At 62.3% G+C, this 15,813-nt stretch carries 14 protein-coding genes; 10 read left to right on the forward strand and 4 right to left on the reverse strand.

Features of this window, described 5'->3' with window-relative positions; genetic code table 11:
• Positions 1–285 precede the first annotated feature (285 nt).
• The 8 genes from VSP_RS06515 (at position 286) to VSP_RS06550 (ending at position 7,357) form a co-directional block, all read left to right on the forward strand.
• Positions 286–744, forward strand: coding sequence for a c-type cytochrome (locus VSP_RS06515; protein ID WP_029190232.1), 459 nt, complete (start codon positions 286–288; stop codon positions 742–744).
• A gap of 4 nt (positions 745–748) precedes the next feature.
• Positions 749–1,480 (forward strand): c-type cytochrome, encoded by a 732-nt coding sequence (locus VSP_RS38990; RefSeq protein ID WP_009959536.1) that lies wholly within the window; start codon positions 749–751, stop codon positions 1,478–1,480.
• Complete coding sequence (locus tag VSP_RS06525; RefSeq protein ID WP_009959537.1) at positions 1,464–2,015, forward strand: c-type cytochrome; 552 nt, start codon at positions 1,464–1,466, stop codon at positions 2,013–2,015. Before VSP_RS38990 ends, VSP_RS06525 begins: the two co-directional genes overlap by 17 nt.
• A complete protein-coding gene (locus VSP_RS06530; RefSeq protein WP_009959538.1) occupies positions 2,012–2,722 on the forward strand; it encodes an SCO family protein in 711 nt (236 codons plus the stop codon). The genes VSP_RS06525 and VSP_RS06530 overlap by 4 nt, the downstream gene beginning before the upstream one ends.
• Before the next feature lie 58 nt (positions 2,723–2,780).
• Entirely contained in the window at positions 2,781–3,149 is a 369-nt protein-coding gene (locus tag VSP_RS06535) for a heavy-metal-associated domain-containing protein (RefSeq protein ID WP_009959539.1), read from the forward strand.
• A gap of 97 nt (positions 3,150–3,246) precedes the next feature.
• Positions 3,247–4,377, forward strand: coding sequence for a hypothetical protein (locus VSP_RS42940; RefSeq protein WP_198141333.1), 1,131 nt, complete (start codon positions 3,247–3,249; stop codon positions 4,375–4,377).
• Positions 4,378–4,565: 188 nt separating this feature from the next.
• Complete coding sequence (locus VSP_RS34175; protein ID WP_009959543.1) at positions 4,566–5,990, forward strand: c-type cytochrome; 1,425 nt, start codon at positions 4,566–4,568, stop codon at positions 5,988–5,990.
• A gap of 23 nt (positions 5,991–6,013) precedes the next feature.
• On the forward strand, positions 6,014–7,357 hold the full coding sequence (locus tag VSP_RS06550; RefSeq protein WP_009959544.1) for a c-type cytochrome: 1,344 nt from the start codon (positions 6,014–6,016) through the stop codon (positions 7,355–7,357).
• Positions 7,358–7,465: 108 nt separating this feature from the next.
• Here the strand turns inward: VSP_RS06550 and VSP_RS06555 are convergent, their stop codons facing one another.
• The 3 genes from VSP_RS06555 to VSP_RS06565 all read right to left on the reverse strand — a co-directional run bounded on the left by VSP_RS06555 (position 7,466) and on the right by VSP_RS06565 (position 11,538).
• A complete protein-coding gene (locus VSP_RS06555) occupies positions 7,466–8,758 on the reverse strand; it encodes a PepSY-associated TM helix domain-containing protein (protein WP_009959545.1) in 1,293 nt (430 codons plus the stop codon).
• 5 nt (positions 8,759–8,763) lie between these two features.
• Complete coding sequence (locus tag VSP_RS34180) at positions 8,764–10,872, reverse strand: TonB-dependent siderophore receptor (protein ID WP_009959546.1); 2,109 nt, start codon at positions 10,870–10,872, stop codon at positions 8,764–8,766.
• Positions 10,873–11,118: 246 nt separating this feature from the next.
• Positions 11,119–11,538, reverse strand: coding sequence for a hypothetical protein (locus VSP_RS06565; protein ID WP_009959547.1), 420 nt, complete (start codon positions 11,536–11,538; stop codon positions 11,119–11,121).
• Between the two features lie 160 nt (positions 11,539–11,698).
• Here VSP_RS06565 and VSP_RS06570 point away from each other — a divergent pair, with 160 nt between their 5' ends.
• Both VSP_RS06570 and VSP_RS06575 read left to right on the forward strand, forming a co-directional pair.
• Positions 11,699–12,103, forward strand: coding sequence for a hypothetical protein (locus VSP_RS06570; protein ID WP_009959548.1), 405 nt, complete (start codon positions 11,699–11,701; stop codon positions 12,101–12,103).
• Between the two features lie 390 nt (positions 12,104–12,493).
• Positions 12,494–14,674 (forward strand): TonB-dependent receptor family protein, encoded by a 2,181-nt coding sequence (locus VSP_RS06575; RefSeq protein WP_009959549.1) that lies wholly within the window; start codon positions 12,494–12,496, stop codon positions 14,672–14,674.
• A gap of 96 nt (positions 14,675–14,770) precedes the next feature.
• Here the strand turns inward: VSP_RS06575 and metF are convergent, their stop codons facing one another.
• Positions 14,771–15,715, reverse strand: coding sequence for a methylenetetrahydrofolate reductase [NAD(P)H] (gene metF, locus VSP_RS06580; RefSeq protein WP_009959551.1), 945 nt, complete (start codon positions 15,713–15,715; stop codon positions 14,771–14,773).
• Positions 15,716–15,813: the final 98 nt, after the last annotated feature.

A 15,813-nucleotide genomic window follows, 5' to 3' on the forward strand; every position in this document is an offset into this window, starting at 1 on the left:
CCTGGTCCCTGCATGAAGAGTGATGGTTCACGCCATTCCTTTCATGCCGCCATCGCGGTGGACTGCCAGACAGGATAGAAACGCCCTCTTAACGCGCCCGATCATTTCTCCGGTCTGCCTCTGTGTGTGGCCGGAGGGGCGTGCGTGCTCAGTTACCCTGGACCGCCCGGGCCTCTTCCGCCCCAGGCCTCATCATGTCCATGGCCGATTGCTGCCTTCCTTGTTACATCCAACCCCTCATGCCCTTAGTTTGATATGTATTGCAAAAACTTTCTTGTTCCTTGTTTGACCGCCCTTTCCCTTGGTCTCGCCACTGCTGCCTCACACGCCCAGGATGCGGCGCTGGAGGCTCAGAAACAGGCTGGCCAGCAAGTGTACTCCATGGTCTGCTTTGCCTGCCACCAGCCCACAGGAGCAGGGATTCCCGGCATGTTCCCGCCGCTTGCGGGCTCGGACTGGGTCTCGGCAAAGAAACCGGACCGCCTGATCCGCATGGTCATTCACGGCATCACCGGGCCCATCTCCGTGAACGGCAAGCCCTTCCCCACCCCCGCACCCATCATGCCTCCGCAGGGGACTCTGAGTGATGAACAGATCGCCAATGTCCTCACCTACGTGCGCACGGCCTTTGGCAACACTGCTTCCGCAGTCTCGGCTGCGGAGGTGAAAGCCGTTCGCACGGCGGAAGCTGCGCGAACCTCACCCTGGACCGAGGCGGAACTTCTGAAGATTGCAGTGGAGTAACGTCATGAGCACAAACGAAAAACCAGAAGGGGAGGCCGGAGTGGGAAAAGGAGGGTGGATTCATCTGCTCACTCTCTTTTTTGCCTCTGTCGTGGCGCTGTTCGCGGCCAGCGCCGGGCTGGTGCTTGCTGCCGGCGGTCTGCAGCACAGCCTTGGCCTGGCCGGGGCTTCGCAGCCACCGCCACCGGCGAAAGGCACTTCTGACCAAGGACGGGCCGGCGCGCCCACGCTCGTGTCTGAAGCTCCAGCCGCCCAGGCGGGCGGCCCCGGCGCGGCAGCAGCAGGGGTGAATCCGCAGGTCATGGCGGAGGGGCAGAAGATCTATGCAGGCTCCTGCATGGCATGCCACCAGGCGACTGGCCAGGGCGTCCCCAACGTCTTTCCTCCTCTGGTCAACAGCGACTGGGTTTGCAACGAGGACGCAGACTGCGCCATCGCCGTCGTGCTGTGTGGATTGCAGGGGCCCATTGAAGTGAACGGCAAGCCGTTTTCCTCACCCATGATCATGCCTCCGCATGGGGCGATGCTGGATGATGCGAAGATCGCCGCGGTTCTTACCTATGTGCGCAACGCCTGGGGCCATGCCGGCTCTGAGGTGCCCGCCACCCGCGTGGCGGCGCTGCGTGCCAAGTTCAAGGAACGCACCGCTCTCTGGACCCAGGCAGAGGTGCATGGCGCCGTGCATGGCGCTGCCTCCCAGCCCCACCCTGCCAAAGCCGATGGGCCGGTCAAGTAACCTCAAGGTTCCACCGGGATCCTTCTCACGCGCCTGGTTCCTGGTGGGCGCGGCGGGGGCGCTGCTGTTTGCCCATGCCCCGCTGCCGGAGGATCAGGACGGCAGGCCCGGGGCCCTGCACCCGCTGGTGCCCAGCCTCGTCTATGATCAAGCGTGCTGCCAGTGCCACGGGGCCGAGGGGCGCGGCGTGCCGCCGTGGGTGGGGCCCTTTCCGGCGCGCCGTATGAGGGAAGCCAACTCCACCGGGTGGAGCATCGCGGTGGTGTTGCAGGGGTGCAGCCTTGCGAATCCCCAGGCCCCGGGAGGGGCCCGGGTCATGCCCGCCATGGGGGCGTGGTTGAATGATGCTCAGATTGCCGAGGCGCTCACTTTTGTGCGCGTCGGCCTCTGCGGTGCCGGCTCCGAGGTGTCCCCGGACGCCGTTGCCTCCTGGCGCGGGCGCGCCGGGGGGCGGCGGGAGCCGTGGACACGTGATGCATTTCATCGAACCTTTGGGGGTGCGGCAGCCACCCTTGCCCAGGACGACCACCCATGAACAAGCCTGAATTGTCCCCCACCACCGGTCCGCAGAGCGTTCCCTTCCGCCCATGGAAGTTCTGGACCGCCATCGTCTGCCTTTGCGCCCTGCTGGCAGGCATCTTCTGGTGGATGAATCGTACGCTGCAGCGCGGAACCCGTGCTTCCGAGCCTCTGCCCCGCTATCTGCGGGTGGCGGAGACCTTGCAGGCGGTCGAGCGTGATGGCAGGGAGGTGAGCTCCGCCTCGCTGGACGGCAAGGTGCGCCTGTTTGCCTGCCTCTACACCGTGTGTCCGCATGGGTGTGCCGCCGTGATGGGGCAGATGAAAAAACTGCATGAGGCTCACGGCAACCGCCCGGACTTCCAACAGGTCTCCATCACTGTGGTGCCGGATCGTGACACCCCCGAGCTGCTCACCGCCTTTGCTGAAGGCATGGGGGCCGGGCAGTCCTCGTCGTGGTGGTTCCTCACCGGGCGCCAGTCTGCGCTCTGGGATTTCATGAGCAAGGGGCTGGGCATGGCTCCGCCGGTGCCCATCCCGCCGGATGAACGGCTCAACCCGCTGGACTTGTATGCGCATGACCTGCGCATCGTGCTGGTGGATCGCAAAGGTTGGGTTCGCGGTTATTACGAAGTCTTCCATCCCCAGCCGGAGATAGCCTCCCTCATCTGTGAGCGTCTGGCGGAGGATGTGAGCCGCCTCCTGGACGACCCAGACCTTTAACCCGCCTGTCTGCCCCACGTCATCATCCGCCCCTGAACCTGAAAACCTGATCCCTGCCATGAACACCCAAACCAAACTCACCCTCTCCCGCCCGTTGGCGTCCACAAGCCATTGGCTCCTCGCCGCATGGATGATCGTCCTGGCCCTGCTGCCGCAGGGTGGGCTGCGCGCCGGGGAGAAGCCTGTTTACATCTATGAAGGCCGGATCTCCGGTGTCTATTGCAGCGCCTGCTCTGCCAAGGTCAAGGCGGCGCTGGGCAGGCTGGATGGAGTGTCCAAGGTCAAGATCACCGCCGCAGAAGAGCTGGGCGTGCAGGCGTTGCAGGTGCTCTCCACCTCCCCTGGACTTACGAAGGAGGCTGCCATCGCCGCCCTGGGGACGTCGGCCAAGGAGTTCACCATCCTGCAGTTCAGCCGCAAGCCGTGATGCCGTGAAGGCGGAAGAATTTGTGCCGGGCGGCTCTCCTGAAGCCCGGCGCAAGAACCAACCAGACAAACAACCAAACAACTCAGAACATCCTCAAATGAAAAAGACAAAGCGACATGGAATCGCAGCGCTGGCTCTGGCCTGTGGCATCCATTCCGCAGCGGCAGGGGTCCCCTCCGCTGCTGACTCTGGCAAGGCGGTCATCACGCCGGCCGCAACGGAAGAAAAAGACTGGACCGCCGCCCGCCCGGACGGGCACGCGCCGATTGGCGTCATGGCTGATCACATGCACCACGCGGGTGAATGGATGTTGGGCTATCGCTACATGTTGCAGCACAGCGAGGGGCTGCGGCAGGGGGATGACTCTCTCTCCACGAATGCACTCTTCCACACCCACGCCCCCAACGGTGACCACTATGCGGTGGCCCCGCTGGAGATGGACATGCAGATGCACATGCTGGAGCTCATGTATGCACCCACAGATTACCTGACCTTCATGGTCATGGGAAACTACATGGAGATGGACATGGACATGTACGGGGCCGCCCACCACGGCGGGCATGGAGCCGGCCATGGTGACGCCCATGGCGCATCCACCCACAGGACGTACAGCAGCCACTCCGTGAGCGGCTGGAGCGACACCAGCTTCACGACGATGGTGCGCCTGTTCAATGCCAACCGGCAGTCCGCCCATCTGCAGCTCGGCATCAGCGCCCCAACCGGGGACGACGGCATCAAAATGGGCGATACCTACACCCACTATGGCATGCAACTGGGCTCCGGCACCTGGGACCTGTTGCCGGGCATCACCTACCTCGGCCAGGCCGACCGCCTCTCCTGGGGGGCGCAGTATTCCGCTGTGCTCCGTCTGGAGGAGGAGAATGACAGCGGCTTCCGTTTTGGCAACGTGCACCAGGTGACAGCCTGGTCGGCCGTGAAGCTCAATGACTGGGTCAGCGTAAGCGGCAGGGCCGTCTATCGCCACGAAGGGGTGATTAGAGGGCATTACAACGGGCCGCACAACCATTCATCCCCGCCTGATTTCCAGGGCAACTACGGCGGTGACTCGGTTGATCTCGGCGTGGGCATGAACTTCCGCGTGCCCAACGGGCCGCTGAAGAACCAGCGCCTTGCGGTCGAGTGCCTGTGGCCGGTCTATCAGGACTTGAACGGCGTGCAACTGGAGCGGGACTGGACGCTCTATGCGGGCTGGCAGTGGGCGTTCTGACGGAACCCCCGCCCTTTGTCATCATCAGTTTGCGCCGGCGGCAGTTTGCCGGCGCGTTTGGGCATGCGGCTGCACCCCGGAAATGGGGTGCAGCCGTTGTCGTGCGTTCAGGTTTCATCGAACCACGACTGTTCCAGTGCGACATTTCGCCACCTTTACGTTGTGATGCTTTCCGTGAACCTTGCAGGATGGACTTTCCACCCTACTATCTGGATCACGTGGCGGGGGGGCGATTGATCATCGGCCTGATCGCCTCGCTTCATGTTCTCATCAACCACCCGCTTGCCGTGGGGGCATATCCCATCCTCACCTGGATGGAGTGGTGGGCCCACAAACACCAGCGGCCGGATATTGACCGCCTGGCCTACCGCGTCACCTCAGTCGTGTTTATTGTGACGACGACGGTGGGCGCGCTGACGGGCGTGGGCATCTGGGTGTCCACCTCCTTGTTTGCCCCGTTTGCGATTGGCAGCCTGCTCAGAGTGTTCTTTTGGGGATGGTTTGCGGAGTGGCTGGTCTTCATCAGCGAGGTGGGTCTCATCATGTGGTGGTTCCTGAGCTGGAAGCAGGCAAACACCCCTGAGAAGAAGCGCCGGCACATCAAGATCGGTGTCGCGCTGAGTGTCATGTCCTGGTTCACCATGGCTCTTATTGTGGCGGTTCTGGGCTTCATGATGAAGCCCGGGGAGTGGAGCCAGACCAGGGCGTTCCTGGACGCGATGGTGAACCCTCTCTACCTGCCGCAGCTTGGGTTCCGCACCTTCTTTGCGCTCATGACCGGGGCGGTGTTTGTGTGGTTTTCCTCCTTCTTCTTCACGAAGGGGCAGCGGGAGCTGCGCACCTGGCTGGTGTACCGCCTTTCCCACTTCACCATGGTGGGGCTCCTGATGACGTTGCTCTTTGGCCTGTGGTACTGGCAGAGTGTGCCGGATGTGATGAAGGCCAACAGTGCGGTGGCCCTGCTCTCCCAGCAGTTCATGAGCTGGCATGACCAGTTTTCCGCCCTGCTTGGGTGGACGCTTGTTTCGTTCCTGGTGGTGGCTGTCGCAGGCCTGTCGTTCTCAGAGATGGTACCCCGGTGGGCGCTGCTCCTGCCCAGTTTCATGGGCATCTGGATGCTCGGTCATTTCGAGCGGGCGCGTGAGTTCATGCGCAAGCCGTGGGTGATCGGGGAATATCTTTACTCCAACGGGGTGCGAAAGGATGAGCTGGCATTTCTCCAGCACGAAGGAATGCTGAAGCATGCCACCTATGTGGCCCACCGGACCGTGACGCCGGAGAACAAGGTGGAGGCGGGCCAGGATGTCTTCATGATCGCCTGCTCCCGCTGCCACAGCACCACGGGGCTCAATGGCGTGCTGGAAAAATTTGCCATCATGTACGGGGCTGACAAGCCATGGGACGACGGAGCGATGAAGGCCTTCATGGCCAACATGCACCAGTCCCGCACGTTCATGCCGCCTTTCCCCGGCACTCCTGAGGAAGCGGAGGCGCTGGTCGCCTATCTGCAAAAACTGCGTGCGGAACCCCGGTCCCTCGAAGGCGCGCAGAGCGCCGGCATCAGGCTGCCCCAGCCGGACGCCGGGACGCGTGTAGCCCAGCAGAAACTCTGACTCATCTTCTCTCTCCCTATTCCATGACCCTGTCTTATACCGCTGTTGCCCAGTTCCTTGCAGCCGTGCCCGTGCCCCGGGACCTGCCTCTGCCACTGCCCGTGCCTGAGGCGGTGCTGAAGGGGCTGCTGGTGCTCTTCTTCTTGTTGCACATCTTTTTTGTGAACCTCATGGTGGGTGGTTCCTTCATGGTGGTGTTTTTCGAGTATCTCGGTCTGCGCCGCAAGAAGTGGGACGGCCTGGCCTATGAGGTGGCCAAAACGGTGACGGTGAACAAGAGCCTCGCCGTGGTGCTGGGCATTGGCCCGTTGCTCTGCATCAACCTGGTGTACACGGTGCAGTGGTACGGGGCCAATGCGCTGACCGGACATGCCTGGCTTCTCATTGTGCCCACGGTCATCAGCGCCTTCCTGCTGGCTTATTTGCACAAGTACACCTGGCATGCCTGGGATCACGGATGGAGGAAGAAGCTGCACCTCGCGGTGGGCGTGCTCATGGCCCTGCACTTCTTGTTCATCCCGCTCATCTTCCTGGCCAACGTCAACCTCATGCTCTTCCCCAGTGAGTGGGAGAAAGTGCGCGGCTTCTTCTCGAGCCTGCAGATCGGGAATGTCTTTCCCCGCTATCTGCACTTCCTGCTCGCCTCTGTGGCGCTGGCTTCCCTGTTTATGGTGGGGTGGTTTGGCAGGGCTGGTGCGGCAGGTGCTCTGCCTCAGGGATTCAGCCGGGATGACCTGCGGCGCACGTTCTACCGGGCCGCGCTGGTGCCGACGGCCGCGCAGTTCCTCGCGGGTCCCTTGTTGCTCTTCACCCTGCCTCCGGTGGGCATCACCCACACGCTCTACGGGGTCATTGGTGCAGGGGCACTGCTGGGGCTGGTGGTGCTGCATCAACTGGCAAAGGAGGTGGGGGCTCCGGACGGCCAGGTGGGCCGGCGCTATGTGGGCATCTGCATCTTGTTCAGCTTTGTGGTGCTGGGCATGGGCAGTGGGCGGCACATCTACCGGGAGGCCGCCCTGGCCTCCCACAAGGCGGAAGTAAAACATCGAACCCAGGAGTACGAGACCGCCCTGGCCGCCTTCAATGCCCAGCAGGCTGCCGGCGCAGGCCCGGCGAAGGCGCAGACGGGCGAGCAGCTCTTTGCCTCTTGTGCGGCATGTCACGCGCCTGCCATCCGTCTGGTGGGGCCGCCGCTGGCAGAGATCGCCCAGATCTACGCTGGCAATCCTGCCGGCATCGTTGCCTGGGCCAAGGCGCCGGGCAAGAAACGCCCAGACTACCCGCCCATGCCGCCCTTTGCGCATCTCTCGGATGCAGATCTCACCAAGATCGCTGAATTCATGCTCACCCAGGCGGTTTCAAAGTAAGTCTCTAAAAAGAAGACCCGGGGGCGGGTGAGGAGTTTCCACACCCCCCCACGGCTTCTTTCTCCAAACAGATTCCAAGAGCAGGCGCAGTGGTGGCGGGTGAGCTGCTCATGCGCTCACGGCCCGGGCGTTGCGCCGGGTGAACCCTCTCTCCGCCAGGGCAAAGGCGAGTACGGTGATGCCGAACATGGGCATGAAGAGTGCCGCTGTGGCGAGGCTGAATTTCACCACTCCCGGGAGGCGCGGTGTGCGCACCCATTGCGGCAGGTCCAGTCTCCCTTGGGGACGGCGTCGCCACCACATCATGGCGGCAGCGCCAGAGATGAGCATGAAGAGCAGGGCGAGCGTGGTGGAGAGGATCTGGTTGAGACGGCCGAAGAGCTTGCCTTCATGCATGTCGATGCCCATGGACACAGCTTTCTGCGTGGCGGGCATCGTGTTCCATCCAGCCTGGGCCAGCACCTCTGCGGTGTAAGTGTTGAGCTGGTAGTGGGTCTCCAGTGCCGTGTCTCCATTCCGGTTGCGCACGTGTACCGTGCCGGAAGGGCCGGGCGGCAGACTGATCTCCAGGGGACCGGGAAGGTTCTGCGCGAGGGCAAACTGCACAAAGGCATCCAGCGGCAGCGGCCGGGCGTCCGGGGTGGGGGGGAGGCTCTCGTGACCGGCGTTGTCCAGCATGCAGTGGGGGTACTCCTGTCCTGTTGCTTCCTGAATCCCGGTGAAGAGCTTGCCGCCCCAGAAGGCCGTCCACGGCAGGCCTGTGAGGAGATAGAGGGCCAGAATGGCGGAAAGGTAGAAGCCACCCACGGCGTGAAGGTCCCGCCAGCGCTGGCGTCCCAGGCCGCTCAGGCGGGGCAGAAAGGTGCCCCACACGCTCCACTGGCGACCGCGGGGCCACCAGAGGTACACGCCAGTGAAGCAGAGGATGATGCCCCAGCAGGCCAGCAGTTCGAGGAGCCAGCTCCCATAAGGCTCGGCGAAGGTGAGGCCGTGCAGGGAGATGGCGGCAAAGCTGAGGCGCGTCCACTCATCGATGGTGGTGATGACTTCACCCGTGTAGGGGTTCACCAACACGGAGGTGGGATTGCTCCATTCCCCGAACCAGAACTGGGAGGCATGGTGGGGGTCGCCGTCCACTTTCACAGAGCCCAGAGGCTTCCCCTGGCAGGCAGCGCGGGCGGCCCCCAGCTGCTGCTCATAGGACACCCTGGTGGCCTGCGGCTTCAGGGCGCGGTACTCCGGGTGCAGCCAGTCTTCCAGTTCATGCTGCCACACATAGGGGAGCCCGGTGAGTGACATGAAGAACAGGAAGGGGATGACAAACAACCCTGCATAACCATGCCACCGCCAGAGCCAGCGGTGGAGCGTGGACTGATCCGGCGATGGCATGGGCTTCTTCATGAATCCTAGAACTTGTAGGTGATGCTGGCCTGCACGCTGAAGGGCTGGCTGGGATCCAGGGTGTAGTTGAACGCGCCCGCCTCGCCGCCCGTGTAGTAGTCCCGGTCAAACACATTCAGGAAGTTGACCTGGAACTTCCAGTTGTCCCGCTCGTAGAACACCGTGGCATCGGTGCGCCAGTAGGCGGGCAGTTCATAGGTGTTGGGCAGATTCGCCTCCCGGTCGCCTGTGTAGTAGAGCCCGGCTCCGAGGCCAAAGCCCTTGAGAGCGCCGCTCTGGATCTGGTAGGTGGTCCAGATGCTGCCGCTGTGCAGGGGAACGTTGGAGAGAGGCTGGCCCACCGGCAGCACCGTGTCACTGACGACCTCGGTATCGGTGTAGGCATAGCTGGCGATCATCTTCCAGCCAGGAGCGATTTCACCGGCCAGATCCAGCTCAATGCCGCGGCTGCGGCGTTCACCCGTCTGAATCAGATTCTCCGGGTCAGTGGGGTCAGACACCAGGACCCCCTCACGCGTCAGGTCATAGACCGCCAGATTGGCGCTGAGACGGTCCTTGATGAGGTCCTGCTTGATGCCCACCTCAAACTGCTCTCCCTTCTCTGCATCATAGATGGTGTTGCTGGAGCTGTGGTTGATGTTCGGGATGTAGCTCTTGCCGTATGAGAAGTAGAGCGAGGTCGCATCCACCGGCTGCCAGACCAGCCCTGCACGGCTTGAGAAGCGGGCTTCGTCAGCTTTCTGCACGGTTTCTTTGTTCCATGTCTGGGTTTCATTGAAGAACCAGTCTTCACGTGCCCCAAGCAGGATCTTCCACTGCGGCGTGAGCTCAATGAGGTCTGACAGGTAGATGCCGAAGGTCTGGGCCTGGGCTCTTCTCACCCCACCGCTGGTGCTGGAGTAGCCGTAGTCAGAGATGCGCCCGGGATGGCTCAGGCTCATGTTGAAGGTGTAGCGGTCATTGGGGCTGCCGCCATCGTTGAGATAGCTGTACTCAGTGCCAACCAGCAGGCTGTGCTTGATCGCACCGGTCTCAAACGAGCCCAAAAGTTCCGCCTGGACCGAGAAGTCCGTGGCTTCCTCACTCACATCCAGATAAGAGGTGAAGGGAAGAATGTCCCCTCCCTCATACAGATAGTTGTCCGGGAAGGTCTGGGTGGAATCCTGGGTGCCGTAAGTGTAGTGGCCGCCCAGGCGCAGCTTCCAGTTGTCGTTGAACTCATGCTCAAGGATCAGCGATGCGGAGTAGGTCTCGTTCACGCCATAGTCGTGCGGCAGACCATAGTAGCCCTTGCGCGGGAAGCGGGTGTAGCCGGGGAGGTTCGGCACGCCGAAGTCGAATGCCTCACGCTCCAGGCGATTGTACTCCAGCAGCACCAGCAGGGTGGTGTCGTCTGTGATGTCCCACTTGATGGCGGGGGCGATGGAGAATGCGTCGTAGCCGGAGCGGTCGCGGTAGCCGTCGTTGTGCTCATACGCGCTGTTGAGCCGCAGACTGACATCGTCTCCCAGGGGCTGGTTCCAATCCAGCGTGGGGCGGAGCAGGCCGTAGCTGCCGGAGGTGATGCTGAACTCACCTGCCTGAACGTCGAATGGCCGCTTGGACACGGTATTGATGTAGCCGCCCACGGAGCCCACGCCGCCGTAGAGGGCGCCTGCCGGTCCCTTGAGCACTTCCACACGCTCGATCGCCTGGACATCCCGGTAGGTGAAATAGCCGTAGTTGCGGAAGCCGTCCCGCAGGGAATTGCTGGTGGTAAAGCCGCGGATGTTGAAGAACGTCGCGCCGTTGCCGCCATAGCTGGACTCGGCACGCACGCCGCTTACGTTTTCCACCATCTGGGACACTCGGGTGACTCCTCGATCCTGAAGGATTTCCTTGGGCACCACCTGGACGGAGGCGGGCAGATCTTTGAGCGGGGTGTCTGTCTTGGTGGCTGAAGTGGCCTCCGCAGGAGCATAGGTGCGCTCCACGCTGGAGGCGGTAACCTCCACTGTGGGAAGCTGGGTGGCCTGATCCGGCGCGGCCTGGGAGCGGGCGGGTTGAGGGGTGAGCGCTGCCGCCAGGGCGGAAGCGGTGACGACGTTGGCAAAAAGGGAGTGTGAAGTTTTCACGTTGAGAATGATGAGATAACTGGATGAAGTGGATGCGGCAGCCCGGGGTCCGGGCAGTCGTTCGAGAAAAGATGATTCCGTCGGCGACGATCACGCACTTCGCCCGATGGGGGCATAGGCCCAGCAGCAGGAGGGGAGGATCTGTCTCAGCAGGCTACAAGGGTGCGCTGCTGCCGGGGCGTGCAGGCACGAGTTGTTGCGTGGGTGACCAGGGGAAATGGTCGGGGTCTGACGGCTTGTTTAGGATCAAGCCACGGACATGAAGTGACCATCACGCCGCGGGGGCGGGGTGGGCGGCCGCGTCATCCACTGGGTCTCACACCCAGGGCGGCCATCATAGGCTGGCGTGGCGGCATCACCGGCCGGGGGGCTCTGTGGCACCTCCGTATGGACCACTGCGGCCAGCATCTGGCAGGGCTTTTCCACCTTGTACTGGCGGAGCGGATCGCTCTGCGCGTCCGTCTCACGGCGTTCCTGCAGATCCAGGCACATGGAGCACGGGTGCTCACCGTCGAAGGTCTCCTTCACTGCCAGCACCAGCCCTTTCTCCCGGGAATAGTCCTGTAGCATCCGGCTCCAGGCCACCAACTGCAACCATCCCCAAGATCCACCCGTCAGGTGCAGAGCGGTCAGGATGCAAATGGCGGTAGTGAGCCAGCGTTTCACAGAGGCGCTATCTAGAACACGCCCAATGCATCCCGTCAACCCGCTCTTCTAAAGGGAAAGGGAGGGGGCGCGTCACTATTTCCCCAAAAAAGGTTCTCCCAGAAGTCACCTCCTAACTCTCGTTGACATTGTCCTTCATCGCCACTTACTCTCCCACCGCTTGAAACGCTGCCTCCATACGCTGGTGTGCCTCATTGCCGCTCTCCATCTGGTGGGCGGACATTGGGGTGCGCTTCAGATGGTGGCCTGGGCGAAGATGTTGCAGACTTACTCTGAGGACAGAGGGCTGGTGGTGGCGATCAAGGACACCTTCGATGGCGGGCACCCCTGCGCCATGTGCAAAAAGATTTCGGCAGAGAAGGAAGGGGAGTCTCAGAAGAAGCAACCTGCTTCCAATATGGAGCAGGGCGCTGTCGCCAAATGGCTGGGAGTCGCGTCTGCCGCCGTGTTGCCGGGCCCTGCCTGGTGCCATGGCAGCGCTGTCTCGCAACATCCCGCCTGCTCGCCGCACTATTACCGCTGGGACATTCTGCCCCCAGTGCCTCCGCCCAAAATCGCGGCCTGAGATCTCATCCCTACAGCAGGGATGAACAGCCCGCATGCAGGCACGGTTGCTCAAGGGTGACAGCCTCATGCGAAACCGCCCTCACGCTCCGTGCCCAACTCCCTGGCACGGGCTGACAAGGCAGCTGGGTATTGCCCACCCTGATTTCCCAGATCCACACTTTCCGCGTGGTCGTGTCATCGCCGCATTTCTCCCTGCATGACCACGCAGTCTTTCGGGTAACTGAGCAGAGTGCCCCGGATACCGCGGCCCGTCCTGACGCCACCGTTTTGGCGGCAGGGCGGGTCGCACCTTTTCCGGATCACCGGTTGGCCCCGATCGTTCCGCTATTTCCTGAACTCCCCCAGGTCCCAAACTCCCCTCTCAACCAAGACAACAACGACATCACTCATGAAACACCAGACCATCCTGGCCGTGGCATCCATGGGCATCCTGCCCCTTGGAGCCCAGCAGCCATCCACGCCCCCGCCCGCTCCCACCGCGACCCTTCCAGAGGTCACCGTCACTGGCACCAAGGAGTCTCCCTCTCTCACCGTCCCCTCAGTGGAGGCCGCCAGGGAGAATCTGGCCCGCACCCCGGGCAACACCTCGGTGGTGGATGCAGAGGAGTATCGCATTGGCCGGTCTTCCAGCTTTGAGGACGTCTTCAAAAGCGTGCCTGGGGTCTATGCACCTGCCCGCGGCAGCGATGGCGATGAGGTGAAGCTCTCCATCCGCGGCAGCGGACTGGATCTGGGCTATCACCTGCGTGGCATCAAGATCCTGCAGGACGGCGTGCCGGTGAGCCTCGCAGACGGATTTGGAGATTTTCAGTCCATTGATCCACTCTCTCTGAGATATGTGGAGATCTGGCGGGGATCCAACGCGCTGCGCTACGGCTCTACCACGCTCGGTGGTGCCGTCAATTTCGTGAGCCCCACAGGTTATGATGCGGACCCTTTCCGCGTGCGTTTTGAAGCCGGCAGCTTCAACTACTACAATGCGCAGCTCAGTGGCGGCGGTGTGAGCGGCCCTCTGGACTACTATGTCAGCGGCTCGTTCATGAGCCGGGAGGGGTTCCAGGAGCACTCCCAGATGGACAATGAGCGCTTCTACGGGAACTTCGGTTATCGCATCAGTGATGACCTGGAGACGCGCTTCTTTCTCACCTACGTGCGCAGCCGTTCCGACCTGCCTGGCAACCTGACCAAGTCGGAGATCGAGAACTCACCCCGCGCTGCGGATCCTGACGCGATCGCCTTCGACCAGGGACGGGACGTTGACTGGTTCCGTATTGCGAACAAGACCACTTTGAAGCTGGACGAGACGCACCGCCTGGAAGGCAGCCTCTACTACACCCACTTCGAGCTGGATCACCCGCTCTTCTGGAACCCTTATTTCCTGAACGGCCTGGGCGTGCGCATCGGCACCTACGACAGCTTCGGCGGGGAGTTGCGCTATCTGAGTGAGGAAGACTGGCTGGGGCGCAAAAATCGCTTCACATTGGGCTTCACTCCTGCGGTGACGTTTCTTCACGATGAACGTCTGGAGAACGACTTCGGCAGGCACGGTCCCCACGTCGCCGACGGAGACTTCACCGCGGTGAACTACGACCTCTATGCGGAGGAGCAACATTACCTCACAGACAAGCTCTCCGTGCTGGTCGGTTCTTCTTTCACCTATTCCGTGCGCAACTTCGATGACAACTTCAACAGTGACCCCAACGGGGACCAGTCGCGAGATCAGGATTACTATGGTTTCAGCCCCAAACTGGGCCTGCTCTATGAAGTGAGTCCGCAGAGCCAGTTCTTCGCCAACGTCAGTCGCAGCTTTGAGCCGCCGACGGCAGTGGAGACGGTTGGCCTGGGCGGCCCGTCTGGCGATGTCCTGACGCGGGATATTGATGCGCAGACCGCCACCACGGTGGAAGTGGGGACGCGGGGAGAAGCCGGCCGCTTCAAATGGGAGCTTGCCTACTACTACTCCTGGCTGAACGATGAACTCCTCACGGTAAACGATGCCGCAGGCAATCCTCTCGGTACCGTCAACGGTCCGGACACCCATCATCAGGGGGTGGAGCTCGGGCTCGACGCCATTTTGTGGCAGAGCAGCCCAGCACCGGTGGTGACCAGCGCGAAGTCGCCCAAGGCGGTGGCGCCGGTCCAACTGCAAGGTGGGGACAAGCTCACCTTGAAGCAGGTGTTCAACTGGAATGACTTCCGGTTCGATGACAGCGATGCCTATGGCGACAATCACCTCGCGGGGGCCCCGGAGTTCTTCTACCGCGCCGAGCTCCTGTTGGAACTCAGCAATGGCATCTATTTCGGGCCCAACTTCCAGTGGGTCTCGCGTGTGCCTGCGGATTATGCCAACAGCCTCTATGCTGACAGCTATGCGATTCTGGGCGTTCGCCTCGGTTACCGCAGCTCCAAAGGCTGGACCATCTTTGCAGAGGCGCGCAACTTGACGGACGAGAATTATGCCTCGTCCGCTGAGCCCATCGCTGACGCGAGAACCGCTTTTGGTCCGGCACGAGTCTTCCATCCTGGCGAGCCGGTTTCCTTCTACGGCGGCTTTGAGTGGAAGTTCTAGGTCTGACCTCCTGCAGGCCGGTATTCACCGCGCCTGTCTTTCATGCACAGACGCCGGGTGCAGCCGCTCGCTGCACCCGGCCTGTGGGGCAATGTTTCATGAACCAATCTTTCCCGCTTCCATTTCGGATGGGGGAGCTCCCCCTTTCGGGCCGCCCAGTCTTTTAAGGATCTCCAGAATGGGACCTGCCTGGTTGAGGGTGTACAGGTGAATGCCCGACACGCCGTGGTGGAGCAGCTCGGAGCATTGCTCTGTGGCATGATGAAGGCCCACCTCCAGCACGGCAGCGGGATCGTGCTGGACTTTCATGAGGGCCTTCAGCAAGCGGGCCGGGACCCGGGCGCCGCCCGCCAGCTCTGCCATGCGTCTCAACCCGCTGAGGCTGGTGACAGGCAGGATGCCCGCCAGGATGGGGACCCGTATGCCCGCCAGTTCGCAACGCTCGCAAAAGTCGTGGAAGTCGCGATTGTCAAAGAAGAGCTGCGTGCAGATGTAGTCGGCACCGGCGTCGATCTTGGCTTTGAGATGGTCCATCTCCAGCAGCCGGTTGGGAGTGCCGGGGTGACCTTCGGGAAAGCCTGCCACGCCAATGCCGAACCCCCGCCGGTCCGGGTGGGTGCCGCTTTGGTTGAAGTTCTGAATGTGCCGGACCAGATCGACACACTGCACGCAGTAGTCCTGGCTGTGATCGTAGTCGGGCAGGTTGCGCGGGGCATCCCCGCGCAGGGCCAGGATGTTGCAGATGCCCTGCGCGGCATAGTGGCTCAGCAGGGTGTCTATTTCCTCGCGCCGGTGATTCACGCAGGTGAGGTGCGGGATGGGGGGCAGCGTGGTGGTGCGCTTGACGTGTTCCACGAGCTGCATCGTGGCGTGGCGCGTGGAGCCGCCAGCCCCGTAGGTGATGCTCAGGAAGTCAGGCTTGCAGGCGCTGAGTTGCTCAATGGTGTCGTTCAAGCGGTCGCGACCCTCCGTGGTGTTGGGGGGGAAGAACTCGAATGACAGCGACGGTCTGGAGGCCTGGAGGATGTCGCGGATGTGCATGATAGACGGGGAGATGGGAGACTCAGTGGAGAACGGGCCGCCAGCAGGAGTGAGGTGGAGAGGGGCACGATGAGACCGTGGAGGGGAGTTGCCTTCCC

This window comes from Verrucomicrobium spinosum DSM 4136 = JCM 18804 (genome assembly GCF_000172155.1).
GTDB lineage: Bacteria > Verrucomicrobiota > Verrucomicrobiia > Verrucomicrobiales > Verrucomicrobiaceae > Verrucomicrobium > Verrucomicrobium spinosum.